This window comes from Spirosoma sp. KCTC 42546 (assembly GCF_006965485.1).
Classification (GTDB): domain Bacteria; phylum Bacteroidota; class Bacteroidia; order Cytophagales; family Spirosomataceae; genus Spirosoma.
This window is the reverse complement of sequence record NZ_CP041360.1, coordinates 5,295,608-5,310,401: the sequence shown is the minus strand read 5'-3', so window position 1 is coordinate 5,310,401 and position 14,794 is coordinate 5,295,608. Positions and strand designations below refer to the sequence as shown.

11 protein-coding genes are annotated in these 14,794 nt (G+C 49.7%); 4 read left to right on the top strand and 7 right to left on the bottom strand.

Annotated features, from left to right (window positions below):
* Window positions 1-294 precede the first annotated feature (294 nt).
* Window positions 295-4,023, top strand: coding sequence for a sensor histidine kinase (locus EXU85_RS21790; protein ID WP_142774116.1), 3,729 nt, complete (start codon window positions 295-297; stop codon window positions 4,021-4,023).
* 19 nt (window positions 4,024-4,042) lie between these two features.
* Here EXU85_RS21790 and EXU85_RS21785 read toward each other — a convergent pair whose 3' ends face one another.
* Together EXU85_RS21785 and EXU85_RS21780 are read right to left on the bottom strand one after the other, a co-directional pair.
* Window positions 4,043-4,408, bottom strand: coding sequence for a LytTR family DNA-binding domain-containing protein (locus tag EXU85_RS21785; RefSeq protein WP_142774115.1), 366 nt, complete (start codon window positions 4,406-4,408; stop codon window positions 4,043-4,045).
* 450 nt (window positions 4,409-4,858) lie between these two features.
* The gene (locus EXU85_RS21780) at window positions 4,859-5,731 is read right to left on the bottom strand and encodes a porin family protein (protein WP_142774114.1); all 873 of its coding nucleotides are present in this window, start codon (window positions 5,729-5,731) and stop codon (window positions 4,859-4,861) included.
* Between the two features lie 255 nt (window positions 5,732-5,986).
* On the opposite strand from EXU85_RS21780, the gene EXU85_RS21775 reads away from it, so the two are divergent.
* The 3 genes from EXU85_RS21775 to EXU85_RS21765 all read left to right on the top strand — a co-directional run bounded on the left by EXU85_RS21775 (window position 5,987) and on the right by EXU85_RS21765 (window position 8,291).
* The gene (locus tag EXU85_RS21775; RefSeq protein WP_246859188.1) at window positions 5,987-6,919 is read left to right on the top strand and encodes an alpha/beta hydrolase; all 933 of its coding nucleotides are present in this window, start codon (window positions 5,987-5,989) and stop codon (window positions 6,917-6,919) included.
* Between the two features lie 289 nt (window positions 6,920-7,208).
* A complete protein-coding gene (locus tag EXU85_RS21770; protein ID WP_142774113.1) occupies window positions 7,209-7,805 on the top strand; it encodes a redoxin domain-containing protein in 597 nt (198 codons plus the stop codon).
* Window positions 7,806-7,850: 45 nt separating this feature from the next.
* Window positions 7,851-8,291, top strand: a complete 441-nt coding sequence (locus EXU85_RS21765; protein ID WP_142774112.1) for a DUF4395 domain-containing protein — start codon at window positions 7,851-7,853, stop codon at window positions 8,289-8,291.
* 259 nt (window positions 8,292-8,550) lie between these two features.
* Here the strand turns inward: EXU85_RS21765 and soxC are convergent, their stop codons facing one another.
* From soxC to EXU85_RS21740, 5 genes are read right to left on the bottom strand one after another with little or no spacing between them, the layout of a single operon-like run.
* A complete protein-coding gene (soxC, locus tag EXU85_RS21760; protein ID WP_142774111.1) occupies window positions 8,551-9,792 on the bottom strand; it encodes a sulfite dehydrogenase in 1,242 nt (413 codons plus the stop codon).
* 1 nt (window position 9,793) lies between these two features.
* Window positions 9,794-10,417 (bottom strand): c-type cytochrome, encoded by a 624-nt coding sequence (locus EXU85_RS21755; protein WP_142774110.1) that lies wholly within the window; start codon window positions 10,415-10,417, stop codon window positions 9,794-9,796.
* Entirely contained in the window at window positions 10,398-11,837 is a 1,440-nt protein-coding gene (locus EXU85_RS21750) for an APC family permease (protein WP_142774109.1), read from the bottom strand. The genes EXU85_RS21755 and EXU85_RS21750 overlap by 20 nt, the downstream gene beginning before the upstream one ends.
* A gap of 9 nt (window positions 11,838-11,846) precedes the next feature.
* Window positions 11,847-13,013, bottom strand: coding sequence for an LLM class flavin-dependent oxidoreductase (locus EXU85_RS21745; protein WP_142774108.1), 1,167 nt, complete (start codon window positions 13,011-13,013; stop codon window positions 11,847-11,849).
* Window positions 13,014-13,066: 53 nt separating this feature from the next.
* Window positions 13,067-14,794: an amidohydrolase gene (locus EXU85_RS21740; RefSeq protein ID WP_142774107.1), complete on the bottom strand. Its 1,728-nt coding sequence runs from the start codon at window positions 14,792-14,794 to the stop codon at window positions 13,067-13,069.

Below are 14,794 nucleotides of genomic sequence, written 5' to 3'. Positions count from 1 at the left end.
TTCATCGGAGTTTATAACCCCGGCCGAATACCTCAACGAGTATAGCATCGGGTATAATACGTTTTATCTGTGTTGCCGGTATAAGCATGAAGGAGCTAGCTGATCGACTGTATTTATTCGAATAAATACAGTCGATCAGCTGACTAAATTGGGCAGGAACCCTTTACTCAGCCCTATTTCCTACACCAATATTCATTTATATAAAGATACTTTAATTGTAAAGAGTATATTATATGTTATTAAATTTATAAAATAAAATACCTTCCGCCGTACGTTACAACTACCTTAACCATAATGCCCTTTCGTTTCTTTTGCTTCCTGCTAGCTGGGTTCTGGATCACGCTGCCTGCTCAATCCCAGCAGCAACAGGCCCGATTTACGTACCTGACCACGAATCAGGGCCTTTCCCAAAATAACGTAACCTGCATTTTGCAGGATAGAAAAGGGTTTATGTGGTTTGGTACACGGGATGGACTTAATAAATATGATGGCTATAGTTATACGCTCTATCGAAACGACCCTTTAAAATCCACTAGCCTGAGTCATAGTTATGTACACAGCCTGTTCGAGGATAAGCAGGGGCAATTGTGGATTGGCACTGATGATGGTGGCCTTAATTTGTTTGATCCCGATACCGAAACCTTTACCAGTTACAAACACTTACCTGGGCACCCCAATAGCCTTTCTCATAATAAAGTTATGGCCATCGCTCAGGATGCTGGAGGAGATCTATGGGTGGGTACCGCTGGGGGTGGGCTTGATCGGTTTGATCCTCAACACAAAACCTTTACGCACTTTACCCATCAGAATTCAAATGTCGCTAGCCTGAGTCATAATGAGGTAAGCTCTATACTGATCGATCGTGCTGGTATAGTTTGGGCCGGTACCCTGGGTGGCGGCTTAAATCGACTGGACCCGAAAACGAAATTCTTTACCCACTACATACATAATTCGGCTGATCCGCACTCATTAAGTCAAAATCGGGTGACCTCCTGTTTTGAAGATTCGCAGGGGCGGTTCTGGGTGGCTACAGAAGGGGGCTTAAACCAGTTCGATCGAGCCAAAGGAGTTTTTAAGCGCTTTCAACAGACAACAGGTTTGCCGGCTCAGCTGAGCCATAATGATGTGAAGGCTCTGGCCGAAGACAACGACCATACTCTGTGGATTGGAACCCAAAACGGTGGAATTAACCTGTTACACCCTGATGGTACATTTTCCTATTATACGTATCAGGTCGATAACAATCAGGGTCTCAACAGTGGCTCGATCTATTCCATATACCGGGATCGAATGGGTACAATGTGGGTGGGCACGTATTCGGGAGGAGTTAATAAACTGGATGCCGCTCCCCTGAAATTTAAGCTCTATCAACGCACACGAATCAATACGAACAAGCTGACGAATAACAATATACTGGCAGTTCGGGAGGATGACCGGGGCGATTTGTGGCTGGGCACCGATGGAGGGGGCATCAATGTGCTCAAAAAAAGCAAGTCCGTTTTTATGGCCTACCAGGATACGAGCCGTTATGCCGCTACCATTGGGAGTAATTTTGTGCTGACAATTTATGAAGATCGGAAAAAGCGTATCTGGACGGGTAATTATAAAGGAGGGCTAACGCTGTTTAATCGAAGCAAAGGCACCTTTGAATCGAAAGGTAAGCTTAGTCCCCTTAGTATTAGTGCGATTCTGGAGGCCCGGAACGGAATTATGTGGCTGGGTACTTTTGAGGAAGGGCTTATTCGATATGATCAGAACACGGGTGCAATAACCCGATACCAGCCAAACGCAGGACAGGCCGGTAAACTGAACTATCCAACCATTACTAGCTTGTGGGAAGACAGGCTGGGAAACATCTGGCTGGGTACCGATGGGGGAGGGGTTAATGTATTCCACCCCGACAAAAATAAGTTTACCCAGTATCTGCATAAGGACCCAATTCCCAGAAGCCTCAGCAGCAACCAGGTAAATATCCTCTTTGAAAGCAGTACAGGGCAACTCTGGCTGGGTACCAATGCTGGATTAAACCAATATGATGCCCATACCCAAACGTTCAGAACGTATCATCTGCGAGACGGCCTGGCCAACGAAGTGATTCAGGGTATCCTGGAGGATCAGCATGGAATTCTGTGGCTGAGCACCAATAAAGGCCTGAGTGCCTTTAATCCGAAGACACACACCATTCGTAATTTTGACGCGAGTGATGGGTTGCAGGAAAGTTCTTTTAACCGGATGGCCTGTTACAAAAGCCGGACTGGGCAGCTTTTTTTTGGCGGCTTAAGCGGACTTAATAGCTTTTATCCCGACAGTTTACGGTATAATTCGTTCATTCCTCCAGTCTATATTACCGACTTTCAACTGTTTAACCAGTCGGTACATATGCAGGATGCGGAGTCCGTACTGAAGAAGCCAATTAGTGAAACCCACGACATTACGCTCTCCTATCACCAATCGGTTCTTTCATTTGGATTTGCCGCCTTGAGTTACACCGTTTCGTCTAAGAATCAGTATGCCTATAAACTTGAGGGCTTCGATTCGGATTGGATTCAGGCGGGTACTCAACGAACAGCCACCTATACCAACCTGGACCCGGGCGACTATGTATTCCGGGTCAAAGCGGCCAATAACGACGGAGTCTGGAATGAGACTGGTACGTTTGTCAACTTACATATTATTCCCCCGTTTTGGCAAACGACCTGGTTTCGGGTGTTGGTCGCCTTGTTCGTGGTGGGAAGTCTGTACTGGGTATATTGGTTACGTGTCAATCGGATACAGACACAAAAAATGGTCTTACAACATCAGGTCCAGGCACGAACCAGTGAGGTACTCCAGCAACGACAGGAACTACAGGAGCAAGCGTTTCATGTACAGTTGCTCCAGGCTAAAGTAGAGCAACAGGAGGCCCAGCAGCAGCTCCAGGAGAGCGAACAACGATTTCGGGAAATTGCCGAAAATGTTGATGAGGTATTCTGGATTCACTCGGCCAACCCATTTCAATTACTCTATGTAAACCCTGCCTTTGAACGGGTCTGGGGGACTACCTTTCAGCGATCACACGAAGACCCATTGTCGTTTATGGAGACTGTTCTGCCGGAAGACCGGCCCGCAGTTCTGGCCTTTATTGATCAGTACAAGGCCGGAATAGACGGGGAACTGTATTATCGACTGCAACTGAAAAACAAGCCGCTGCGTTGGCTATTAATTCGCACCTTTATTATCCGGGACGAATCGGGGAAAGTTGTTCGACACATTGGTATCGCCAATGACGTGACCAGCCAGAAAGATAAGGAGCTCGTTCTCCAGCAATCCCTGCTACGTGAGCAGGAATTAAACCAGCTTAAGTCGCAGTTTGTCTCCACAGCCTCCCACGAATTCCGCACCCCGCTGACAACGATTCAGTCCAGTGTCGAGTTAATCAAACTGTATCTGGATGCCCCCGCTGCCAATGGCCGGCCAGCCATTCAAAAACACCTGGGTGTGATCGAAAAACAGGTTGACCAGTTCACGACGTTACTGACCGATGTACTGACCATTGGTCAGATCGAAGCCGGGAAAGTAGCCTATGCTCCTCAGTCAGAAGATATCGTTAGCCTTTGCGAGATCCTGATTGATACGCATTTTAGTGGTCGCTCTGATCGGCGGAATGTTCAGCTTACCATCGAGGGCGTACCCTGCCGGGTTGATCTGGATGCCACACTGATCAGTCATGTGCTAATCAACCTGCTGTCGAATGCCTTTAAGTTTTCCACAAATACACCTCCGGTTCTGTGCATTCAGTTTAAGCCCGACAGTCTGGTATTACAGGTGATCGATACAGGAATGGGCATCCCGGCTCGTGATCAGGCCTCGTTGTTTCAGGCTTTCTTCCGGGCCAGTAACACGGCAGGCATACAGGGTACCGGCCTGGGCCTGGTTATTGCCCGGCAATTCGTTGAACGTCATGGCGGTCAGTTGACTGTAAAGAGCCAGGAAGGAAAGGGAACGACCTTTACGGTTAACCTGCCGATCGGCTGCCCGGTGTAGGCACTCTCTGCTCGTACGCTCATGCACAAACAGGTGAACATCGGTTCGGTGAGATTACGGGAAAAGCTGCCAGATAAGGCCTTAATTGTTTGATCTGCCGACGAGAAATAGGCAACTGGCGGTTTTTTGAGAGCTGTACATAAGGCGTGTCCAGATAGCGGGTATGATAAGCCACGATGTAGTCAGGGTTCACCAAAATTCCTTTATGAATGCGAAGAAAGGCAGGCAGGCGTTCCGACAGGCGTTTAAGTGTAATGGCCACTAGCATAGGCTTCTGATTCCTTACGTGAACCAGCGAATAATTTCCCATTGCTTCGATATACTCGATGGAGGCCACCGAAACGGATCGCTTGATAGTAAAGTCGGGTAAGAGAATAGTTTCCATTAGTAGTTTATTTGTTGTTTGTCGCTTAAAAGTAGCGTTCAGAATGGCCTGTGCCGGTATTGATTGGTTTGGAACGTAGTAAGGATTGTCTGGAATGCATAAATAGCCGTGTGAACCGTTCTTACAAGGACCAGTCAATTGATACAATAGCGCTTTCCATGTTCTAAACGGAAGGCGTTTGCCTGGACTTTTCCAGAAAAGGACTCAGGGAGCTAATAGAGCCCAAATGGAAACGGAATGTGCTAACAATGGCATTGACAGCAGGTAAGGAGATACCGTTCTGATCTATACCGATCATTATAGAAAAGCGTTTGGCAGCAAAGAATAGCCAAAAGGGGCGGCTATAAGCGCCGAAACAGCCTGTTGGTTAGTCCGTCTGTGGAATAGTGGCTTTTGGGGTAGAAACTATATCGCCAGGGGTTCCTGTATCGCCAACGCCCCTACACTACTTTATTTCCCACCCAGCGGAATGAGGTAACCTACGGATAGCATCGCATTTTGCGGATTCAGCGCTACGCCATCCTCATTGCTGGAGAACAAGTATGAGTAACGGGCTTCCAGTTGAACCGATCCCGGACCGGCTTTCAACGCAACACCAGCTCCGCCCGATGCGCCAAATGACAGTCGGCCAGAGGAGGTCACGTCTAGTGCCTGAGACTGGGATTGACCCGACTCCTGAACGGATATGGTTCCACTTGTGGTATAGCCTGCAACCGGACCCGCATTGATAAAGAACCGAAGGTTTGGTTGACCAAAGCTAGCTTTTAGCAATATCGGCACTTCAACGAGGTTGTATTTGAGCTGGAAATAATCAGCGCCAGCCGCCACGCGAACTCCATATTGGGTATAGAGAATTTCGGGTTGTACCGAAAAGTTGGGGCCACCGATATTGACGATAACTCCGCCGTGAAAACCGGTTACCCGGGCCAGTTTAACGCCCTCTCCCAAGGCCGAAATATCAGTTCCGCCGATCGTTGATGAGTTGCCCCCGAGCCGGAAACCAATCCTAAAATGAGATTGACTGGTGGTAGTTGGGGTGTTTTGAACTGCCGGGCGATTGGCGGGTGCTGCCTGCGGTTTAGGCGCTACGTATGTAGTAGTTGGTTGTTCCGGCCGCGGCTGTTCCTGTTCAACAGGAGCCGCTTTAGCTGGCTGAGCTGCGGAGAGTGTCGTTGTGGCAACTGGTTTCTTAACCGGGGTGGTAGCTGATTGTGTAGTAACCGGGCGCTTAGCAGGGATTGGCTTGCGTGCGGCCGGTTTGGGCTGAGCCAACAGACTTTGAGAAACAAGAGAAAGCGTAACGAAGGAAAAGAGGACGTTCATGATGCACGTAGTTTTAGTTGTTTACAGCACCAAAATTGGGTGTTTACCTGTCTGCATCCAGCACCAGATTGTTTGAACTGGTAGTTCCACGGGATGAACTGACTAAAGACGGCCTTGGAACGAGGGAGCCAATGCGTGAACAAGCCAACGTATAGGCGAAAAAATAGTTCTGCTAGTCTCTGAATGATGCGATTCCCCAACAGACACGTATCTTTCTGAACTCGTTATCCAATCCTAAAATACTCCTTATCTCCTATGCTGAACCGGCAATTGAAGTGGCTTGCTTTATCCTGTTTGCTGATGGTCATGACTGCTACAGCGAGTCTGGCCCAGATAACCAACCCTGTTAAATCGATTTTCCCGGCAGATACCCGCTTTGTGGCGAACGTACCCTATGCAGGCGATACTCTAAAGAGGCATTTACTGGATATCTATCTACCCGCCAAATCGGGTGCCAATCCACCTTTGGTTGTTTGGGTACACGGGGGCGCCTGGATGCTTAACGACAAGTACGCCGACATGAGTTACATGAAAAACACCGTTCGATCCATTCTGGAAAAAGGCTACGCTTTTGCCTCTATCGACTATCGGTACAGTACAACGGCACCTTTTCCGGCTCAACTACAGGACTGTAATCAGGCACTTGAGTTTCTATACCAGCAGGCGGCTACCTATGGGTATGACCGAAATCGAATTGCGTTAATGGGTTTCTCCGCGGGCGGTCACCTGGCGTCATTACTCGCTTTATCGGCCAATAATTTCATACCTGCCTTTTACGCCAATCGGAAAAAGCCGTCGTTCCAGATCAAAACCGTCGTTGATTTCTATGGCCCGGCCGATTTGCTGGCGATGATTCGACGGGATGCTCCGCTTTCGGATACGGCTGTGGCTACTTCTGAAAGTCGCCTGTTAGGGGCATCTCCCTTACGTCGGCCAGACCTGGCGAGAATTGCCAGCCCCGTCACCTATATTGATACGAATGATCCCCCGTTTCTGATTATTCAGGGCGAGAAAGACGAGTCGGTGCCAGCCGCGCAGTCTGTTTTGCTGAGTTCCTGGCTGACGCTGGCAAAGGTTAAAAACAGGCTCATCATCGTGCCAGGCGCTCCCCATTACGGTACCATGTTCGATAGCGATGTTAATCGGCAGGCTATTTTTGACTGGCTGGATACCTATCTAAAAAAGTAAATAAAGGCTATAAAGCAGCCTATACAATCAGGGGTTTTCCTAGTTAGCCAACTGATTTACTAGGAAAATCCCTAAAGCCGATAGACTATTGATCAACTGGTTGATAATCATTTTTTTATATTTTTCTTGCAGAAGTAAAATTTGCGTATCACCTTTGTTGCCAATACGATTTCATAGCCTACATGAACTCGGTTAATCTAAGTCAGTAAACCAACTGGCTTCTTTGTTTAGAAAACAAATCTATTTAATATATAGATTAACATTATTAAAAACATAAACAATACACGCGATGACACTGGAAATGGTTAATGAATTGGGCGATGTTCGGGCAGTCGTTGTAAAAGATCGCCAGCCTGTGGAGCGGGTGCGTCCTTTACTAATCGGAGAATCTGTTCCCTTTTTCTCATTGGTTGATACGGCTGACTATTGGCAGGCATCCCTTCTAACGGTCGATGCCGCCCATCAGACGGTAAGCTTACCTGAGCTGCTAACCCGGGGGCCAATTGTAATTAGTTTTTATTGCCCTTGCTGGGGTGGTTACGCCCGCCCGTTTTTGGCTTCCTTAACAAAACTGGCTACCGAGGTTCGGGCAAAAGGCGGTCAAATGGTGGTATTTACCAATCAGAATCCGAAGTATCTGGTACAGCAGACAGATCTGTCGACCATGTTGTTGGCGTACGATGCCGATAACTCAGTAGCCCGACGGTTTGGGGTTTACTCGGAAACAGACCCCATCTGGGATCGCGTATCAGGCATTTCGGAAGACGTATACGTACCTGCGGTATACGTCATCGACCGGTTTCGCCGAATTCAATACCATTTCCTGGACGAAAACTTTGAGGGATTTACTCAACAGGAAGATGTGTTGAGCGCACTGCCGCAATAAGTGTGATTGGTGCTTCCCTTTGGCAGATTAGTAATAGAAACGATTATGAATACGACCCTTGAGTGTCCCGTTGACGGGATACAAATTAATGAAACGAAAGTCCGTTTGGTAGCTGGATTCGTGTTAGCAAGTGGGCTCGCGTATTTACTGAGTGACTGGCTTATTATACCGTTAGGACTGGTGCTGGACTTTGGGCTGCGGAGTTTCGATCTGGGTAAATATAGTCCATTCGGTACTCTGGCCGAAGAGCTGGTAAAGACGCTGCATCTGCCCTACAAAGGTACCGATCAGGCTCCTAAACGGTTCGCTGCCCGAATCGGACTGGCCTTCAGCTTACTTATTTTAGGTCTTCACCTGGCGGATATATCCACCCTTGTGCCTACTGCGACACTTGTCCTGTTTGCTGCTTTAGAGTCTATCGTTGGCTTCTGTGCGGGTTGCTATGTATATACCTTCTATGTGCGTTTGTTTCCCAGAACTGCCTAATAGTCTGCTCAGTTTCAGGAAGGATAGATTTGCCAGACAAGCGTATTAAATGCCATCCGCTGGTACCTACCAGCCCTTCACTGATTTTGTAACCCTGGGGATTGCGTATTGGCTCTTTCGATAAGGCTCGTGACTTTTTTCGTTGACAGGATAAACAGGTTTGTTATCGACAAAATCAAACCTGTTTATCCTGTCAACGAAAAGATGATATTAGACCAAATTATACGTAGACGATAAGTCACTCACATAAGCGTAAATGCTATTCAGGTTTGAACAACACCCGGCCATCGGCCTTGATTTGCCAGGCTGTAATGGGGTTGAAATGATAACCCACTTCGCTTCCCCTGGCGTCGACCAATTGCTTGAGTGTCGGTTGGGTGTAGCCCGTTTCGTCAGTTACGCGACTCATAATTTCCGTTTCCGAACCGTTCCACTGCCATAGGTACCGGAAGGCCGTGTGTGCTTTGTCTAAAACGGGGTCCTGAAGGGTTGCCAGACTCCAGGTTTTACCCGCATCTGTACTCACCTCCACCCGAACAACTCTTCCCCGACCACTCCAGGCAATACCCCGGATTTCGATATAGCCCTTCTCCACTTTTTTAGGATAGGATGGAAACGTAATGATCGAGCGGGCGTCGATGTCGAAGCTGAATTGGCGGTATTTTCCGGCTTTGATGGGTTCCGTGTATTTGGAGGTTTCCTCGCGGGTCATGTAGGGTTGGTCGGAGAGTTCGATCCGGCGAAGCCACTTTACCGATGTATTCCCTTCCCAACCCGGCAGAAACAACCGAACGGGATAACCCTGCTCGGGCCGGAGGGCCTCGCCATTCTGGGCGTAGGCAATAATGGCATCGTCCCAGCCTTTTTTGACCGGGATACTGCGGGTCATAACGGCCGCATCGGAGCCTTCGGCCAGAAACCAGCTGGCGTTGGGTTTAACGCCCACTTCCCGAAACAGGGTCGAGAGTTTAACGCCTGTCCACTCACTTTGACTGGTCAGACCGCAAACATCCTGTGGCGACATGGTTTCTTTGCCCGTTCGGAAATTACCCGAACACTCCAGAAACGCAATCCGCGAGACAGACGGAAACCGTTTCAGATCAGCGATAGTGAAAATGAGGGGTTTATCGACCATCCCGTGAATCAGTAATTCATGTTTGGTCGGATCAATGGCCGGTACACCTGCGTGATGGCGCTCAAAATGGAGATCTGATGGCGTTATGATGCCATAAAAATCCTGTAAGGGCGAGCGCGACGAAATGTCGGACGGTTTCTTGACGAGTTTTTCAAACGTCGACCGGGTCCCCACTTCACCCGCCAGCGTACCGACTTGCTTTGTTGGATCATCGGGCAGTAATTCAGCTACCGAAACACCTGCCTGAATCGTTTTGCCCGATGCCGTCTGAACGATGGCCACAGCCGCCGTTGCCGCTCCCCCAAGCATCGTGCGACGCGAAATTTTACCCGTAAGCTGGTCGATTTGACTAATTTTCTTCTTCATCTTACTTGATGGTTGGGCCACCTGTGCGGTCGTCGGGTACGAATAATTTTTGTGCGGGCATGACTACCTTCGGCAAGGTCTGGGCATTGATGACCACTTTTTCTTCGATGATGCCGTTAGCGTTCAGCAAATACGCCGTCAGGTTATAGACCTCGTCATTGGTGAGGGAACCAGGCTGACTGAACGGCATGGCCCGCCGGATATAATCGAAGACGGTAGTTGCGTAGGGCCAGTAATTACCAATAGTTTTTTCGGGTCGCTTTCGGGTAGGATCGTTCGTACTCACCAGCGAACCGTTTGGGCCTCCTATGCCCCCAGCGCCATGGCAGGCCGCACATTTGGCCGCAAAAATTACTTTTCCAATAGCGGCTTTTCCTTCACCGGGTGGTAATCCTTTCCCATCCGGCCGAACGTCGATGTCTAAACGGGCAATCTCTGCCTGCGTAGCCGGGCGTCCCAGCCCAAAGCTGGCGGGCCAGGGAAGGGTATCGGCTTGGCTAATCAACGCAGTTGTCGAGCTGGATAGACTGGAACGTTCTTTTCCATTTGCCTGAAAACAGCCATCCAGGGCTATGAGTAAGAGCGCACCACTCAGCATCCGCAGGCTATACATGTATTTCTTCATCGGTCAGTACGGTGTTGTGTTTCACTAACCAGTAATAGATTGGCACGCCAATCAGGGCGATCAGTAGCCCTGGCCAGGTGTATATGGGTTTGTAAATGATAAGCAGACTGCAAAACGCAATCCCCATTACGATGTACAACGCGGGCAAAACGGGGTAGCCAAACGCTTTGTACGAACGCGCGATCGTTGGCTGCTTTTTCCGAAGGATAAAAATACCCCAAATGGTCAGGATATAAAACAGCACGACAACAAACGAAATCATATCCAGCAAATCGCCGTAGCGCCCACTCAAACAGAGCAGTGAAGCGACCACCGCCTGGATCCACAAGGCAAATTCGGGTACGGCGTGTTTGTTGAGGTGCGCCGTTTTTCTGAAAAATAATCCGTCTTTGGCCATGCTGTAATAGACGCGTGCTCCGGATAGAATCAGGCCGTTATTACAACCGAACGTGGCAATTAAGATGGTAATGGCGATGACGGCGGTACCCGCGTTCCCGAAGATGGCCTGAGCCGCCGTGATGCCCACGCGATCTTTTTCGGCCCCGGCAATATCCGCCAGCGGCAGCACAGCGGTGAACATGACGTTGAGCGATACGTAAAGTAACGTGACGAGCAACGTGCCCAGTAACAAACTCAGCCCAATATTCCGGCGCGGATTTTTAATTTCACTAGCCACAAACGTCACGTTGTTCCAGGCGTCGTAACTAACAACAGTGCCCGTAAGTGCAGCCGCAATGGCTCCCCCCAGTGCCGGTAGGCCGATGTAATTACCAAACGACCCATCGCGGCTGAGCGGTTGCAGGTGCCAGGCATTGGCCCAGTTGGTTGCCCAAACTTCCGGTTTCAAATAGATCAGGCCAAAGCCAATCAATCCGATCAGGCTCAATACTTTGGTTGCCGTGAAAACAGTCTGAATTATTTTGCCGCCTTTAACTCCTTTGGTATTGATGTAGGTGAGGAGGAAAATAATGCCAATGGCCAGTAGCTGAGCCGGGGAAATGTGAAAGCTCCCGATGGAAAACAAAGCAATGTCTTCACTCACTTCGGGAATAAAGTAGGCCAGGAATTTAAAAAAGGAAACCCCCACAGCGGCAATCGTTCCGGTTTGAATAACCGCAAATAAACTCCAGCCGTAAAGGAAGGCTACCAGCGGGTTGAAGGCTTCTTTGAGGTACACATATTGCCCACCTGCTTTGGGATACATGCCACTGAGTTCACCATAACTGACAGCGGCAATCAGGGTCATGAAACCGCCAATGAGCCAGACAACGATGAGCCACCCGGCGGAGCCAACAGTCCGCGTAACATCGGCACTGACAATGAAAATGCCGGAGCCAATCATGCCGCCCGCTGCCAGCAGGGTCGCGTCGATCAGGCCAATTTCCCGCTTCATCTCAACAAGTTCCTTTCCTTTAGTCATGGTGTATAGTTAAACGAGCACGGCGGTGGTTAACGGGGTAACGGGTTCTTCGGCTGGGATTCTGCCCTGCAAGCGCGGCATCGACACATTGGGCAGGCGCGGTAATACCAGCTTGGCGAAGTAGTTGGCTTCTTCGATCAGTGGAAACCCGGAAAACACGAACGACCGAAACCCCATGTCCATATACCGATTCAGCTTGGCCACCACCTGGTCCGCACTCCCAACCAGCCCGCCCCCACAGCCGGAAAATACCTTACCGATGTGTGTCCAGAGGATGTCTTCAACATACCCGTCTTCATCGCCGGTTTCGCGGAGCTGGTCTTGCCGAAGTACACCCAATGAGCGTGAATCTTCCCCCCGAGCCCGGATTTCCAGCCCCCGTTGATCATCGAACTTCGACATCAGGCGCTTGGCGTAGGCGCGGGCTTCGGCTTCCGTTTCGCGAACGATCACGTGGATACGGAGGCCAAAATCAATTTTTCGTCCATAGCTGGCGGCCCGGGCGCTCATATCCTTGAGGGTTTCATACATGCTTTCTTCCGATTCGGGCCAGTTCAGAAAGACATCGCAGTATTGGGCACAAACGTCGCGCGATCCACTGGATGTACCCCCAAAATAGAGCAGTGGACCGCCATTCTGCTGGTAGGGTTTTACTGGGTCGGTTGGTAAATTGACTTGGTAGTATTTGCCTTTGTAATTGATGCGATCCTGCGTCCAGGCCTGTTTCAGAATTTCGATGGTTTCGATGCAGCGTTCGTACCGCAGACCCGGTTCTTCGCGGAAGCCGGGCAAATCGGAGTTGATAATGTTCAGAATCAGCCGCCCTCCGAGCATATGGTCGAGCGACGCCAGCGCCCTGGCCAGCATAGGTGGATGAAATTCGCCGGTGCGTATAGCCACCAGTAAGTTGATTTTCTGGGTGAGGGTGGCAATCCCTGCTGCAAACGTCAGCGGGTCCTGTCCGACGGTATAGGCCGTTGGGAATAAGATCGAGCTGAACCCTAGTTTTTCGGCTTCCAGCGCAATATCCTTGCAGTGCTCAAAACTACTCCGGCGGCTGTTGTCCAGTACGCCCAGGTATTCGGTATCGCCCCCAATAATGTCATCGAACCACGAAATTTCAGCAACGCGTTGTGGGGTTCGGACAGATACCGGTTCTATTTTGGATAAAGTCATTCGTATATGCAGATTAACGGATTGGTAGACAGGATGGTCCTGTACTGGTTGTCCTAACGCTTGTAGATGGTCTTGCCTTCCTTGATGGTTTCGAGCACAACCAGGTCTTTAATGGCTTGCGGATCGATGGTCAGTGGATTGTCGGAAAGGACAACCAGATCGGCCAGCTTGCCGGGTTCGATAGAGCCTTTTGTGGCTTCTTCGAAATATTCATAAGCACCATTGATCGTAATGGTTCGCAAGCCTTCAATGGGCGTTAGTCGTTCGTCGGGGCCAATGGTTTTGCCCGAACGGGATTGCCGATTGACGGCTGTCCACAGTAGAAATAGCTGATTTACAGGAGTTACTGGGAAATCGGTATGGTTGGTAGCAATGATGCCTTTTTTGAGTGCCGTTTTCAGTGGGCTCGAAAAGAAAGCCCGTTTCTCGCCCAGGTTTTGCACGTGTACATCGCCCCAAAAGAAGGTGTGGTTGGTAAAGCAGGCTGGTAACATGCCTAACTGCTTGTACTTATCCAACTGATCGGGGCGCACAAATTGTGAGTGAATCACGACGGGCCGTCGGTTGGTACTGGTCGTTTTCAACTCCCGATTGGCGTTTTCAACAGCCTCGATGTACATGTCGATGGCCGCGTCGCCGTTGCAGTGGACAAATACCTGAATGTTGTTTTCGAACCCCTTTTTTACCGCTGCGTTGAATTGCTCCTGCGTGGTAACTGGAAATCCCCGACAAACTTCACTATCACATCCCGGTACCTTAGTTAAATACGGCTGACCGAAATAAGCCGTTTTGCCTTGTGGCGAGCCATCCGACATGAACTTAAAGCCATTCAGTTTCAGATGCTTGTCCAATACTCCGTATTTGAACTCCGGGTTGCCCAGCACTTTGTCGATAATGCCATACGACGGTAAGGTTTCAATGTCGATGAGTAACTCGCCCCGGTCGGCGGCTTGTTTGAGCAATTGCAGGGATTCAAAACTGGTGCTGCCGTCCTGAGCGGTCGTGATGCCCTGACTGGCATAGTACAACTGCTGATCTTTGAGCGTTTTGAGCTGTTCGTCCAGCGTAGGCGTTTTGCTCGGGCGGTTGCGCCGGACAAGCCCTTGCGCCCGCTCCTGAAGTAAACCGGCCGGTTCGTTGGAGCCATCTTTCCGGACAATTATACCCCCGGCAGGATCTTTGGTTGTGCTGTCGATTCCTGCCGATTTCAGCGCGGCTGAATTGGCCACGGCCATATGTCCGGAAACGTGTGTAATCACAACCGGGTTGTTGGGAAATGCACCGTCCAGATCGTCTTTAGTCGGGTGGCGTTTTTCGGCCAGTTGGTCCACATCGTAGCCAAAGCCGTTAATCCATTCGCCATCGGGGATATTTTTCTCGGCCTTGTATTTTTTCAGTTCCGCAACCAGATCGGCTATGGTTTTTACTGGTCCAACGGGGGGAGCGGCTACGTTAGCTGTTTTGGTCCATTCGAGGCTCATGAAGTGGCTATGACCATCAATCAGACCGGGAATGACCGTTTTGCCACCCAGGTCTACGACAATCGTTTTGCCATCTTTCAACTTGTTGATGTCACTGACCGAGCCAACGGCCAGGATTTTGCCCGCTTTTACGGCCACGGCCTGGGCCGTCGAGTTCTTCGCATCAACGGTAATAATCTTGCCATTGATGTAAACCTTATCCGCCGTTTCTTTGGCTGGCTTTACGGTATCGCCAGGGCCTTTGGCCAATGCCAGTAGGGGTAGAGCGGCTATGGCAAGTAAGTGGAATGTCTTTTTCAT

Bases quoted from the DNA above. Each gene is read 5' to 3' on its own strand.
- EXU85_RS21790 (WP_142774116.1), top strand. From the start codon at position 295: ATGCCCTTTCGTTTCTTTTGCTTCCTGCTAGCTGGGTTCTGGATCACG.
- EXU85_RS21785 (WP_142774115.1), bottom strand. From the start codon at position 4,408: ATGGAAACTATTCTCTTACCCGACTTTACTATCAAGCGATCCGTTTCG.
- EXU85_RS21780 (WP_142774114.1), bottom strand. From the start codon at position 5,731: ATGAACGTCCTCTTTTCCTTCGTTACGCTTTCTCTTGTTTCTCAAAGT.
- EXU85_RS21775 (WP_246859188.1), top strand. From the start codon at position 5,987: ATGCTGAACCGGCAATTGAAGTGGCTTGCTTTATCCTGTTTGCTGATG.
- EXU85_RS21770 (WP_142774113.1), top strand. From the start codon at position 7,209: ATGACACTGGAAATGGTTAATGAATTGGGCGATGTTCGGGCAGTCGTT.
- EXU85_RS21765 (WP_142774112.1), top strand. From the start codon at position 7,851: ATGAATACGACCCTTGAGTGTCCCGTTGACGGGATACAAATTAATGAA.
- soxC (WP_142774111.1), bottom strand. From the start codon at position 9,792: ATGAAGAAGAAAATTAGTCAAATCGACCAGCTTACGGGTAAAATTTCG.
- EXU85_RS21755 (WP_142774110.1), bottom strand. From the start codon at position 10,417: ATGAAGAAATACATGTATAGCCTGCGGATGCTGAGTGGTGCGCTCTTA.
- EXU85_RS21750 (WP_142774109.1), bottom strand. From the start codon at position 11,837: ATGACTAAAGGAAAGGAACTTGTTGAGATGAAGCGGGAAATTGGCCTG.
- EXU85_RS21745 (WP_142774108.1), bottom strand. From the start codon at position 13,013: ATGACTTTATCCAAAATAGAACCGGTATCTGTCCGAACCCCACAACGC.
- EXU85_RS21740 (WP_142774107.1), bottom strand. From the start codon at position 14,794: ATGAAAAAGACATTCCACTTACTTGCCATAGCCGCTCTACCCCTACTG.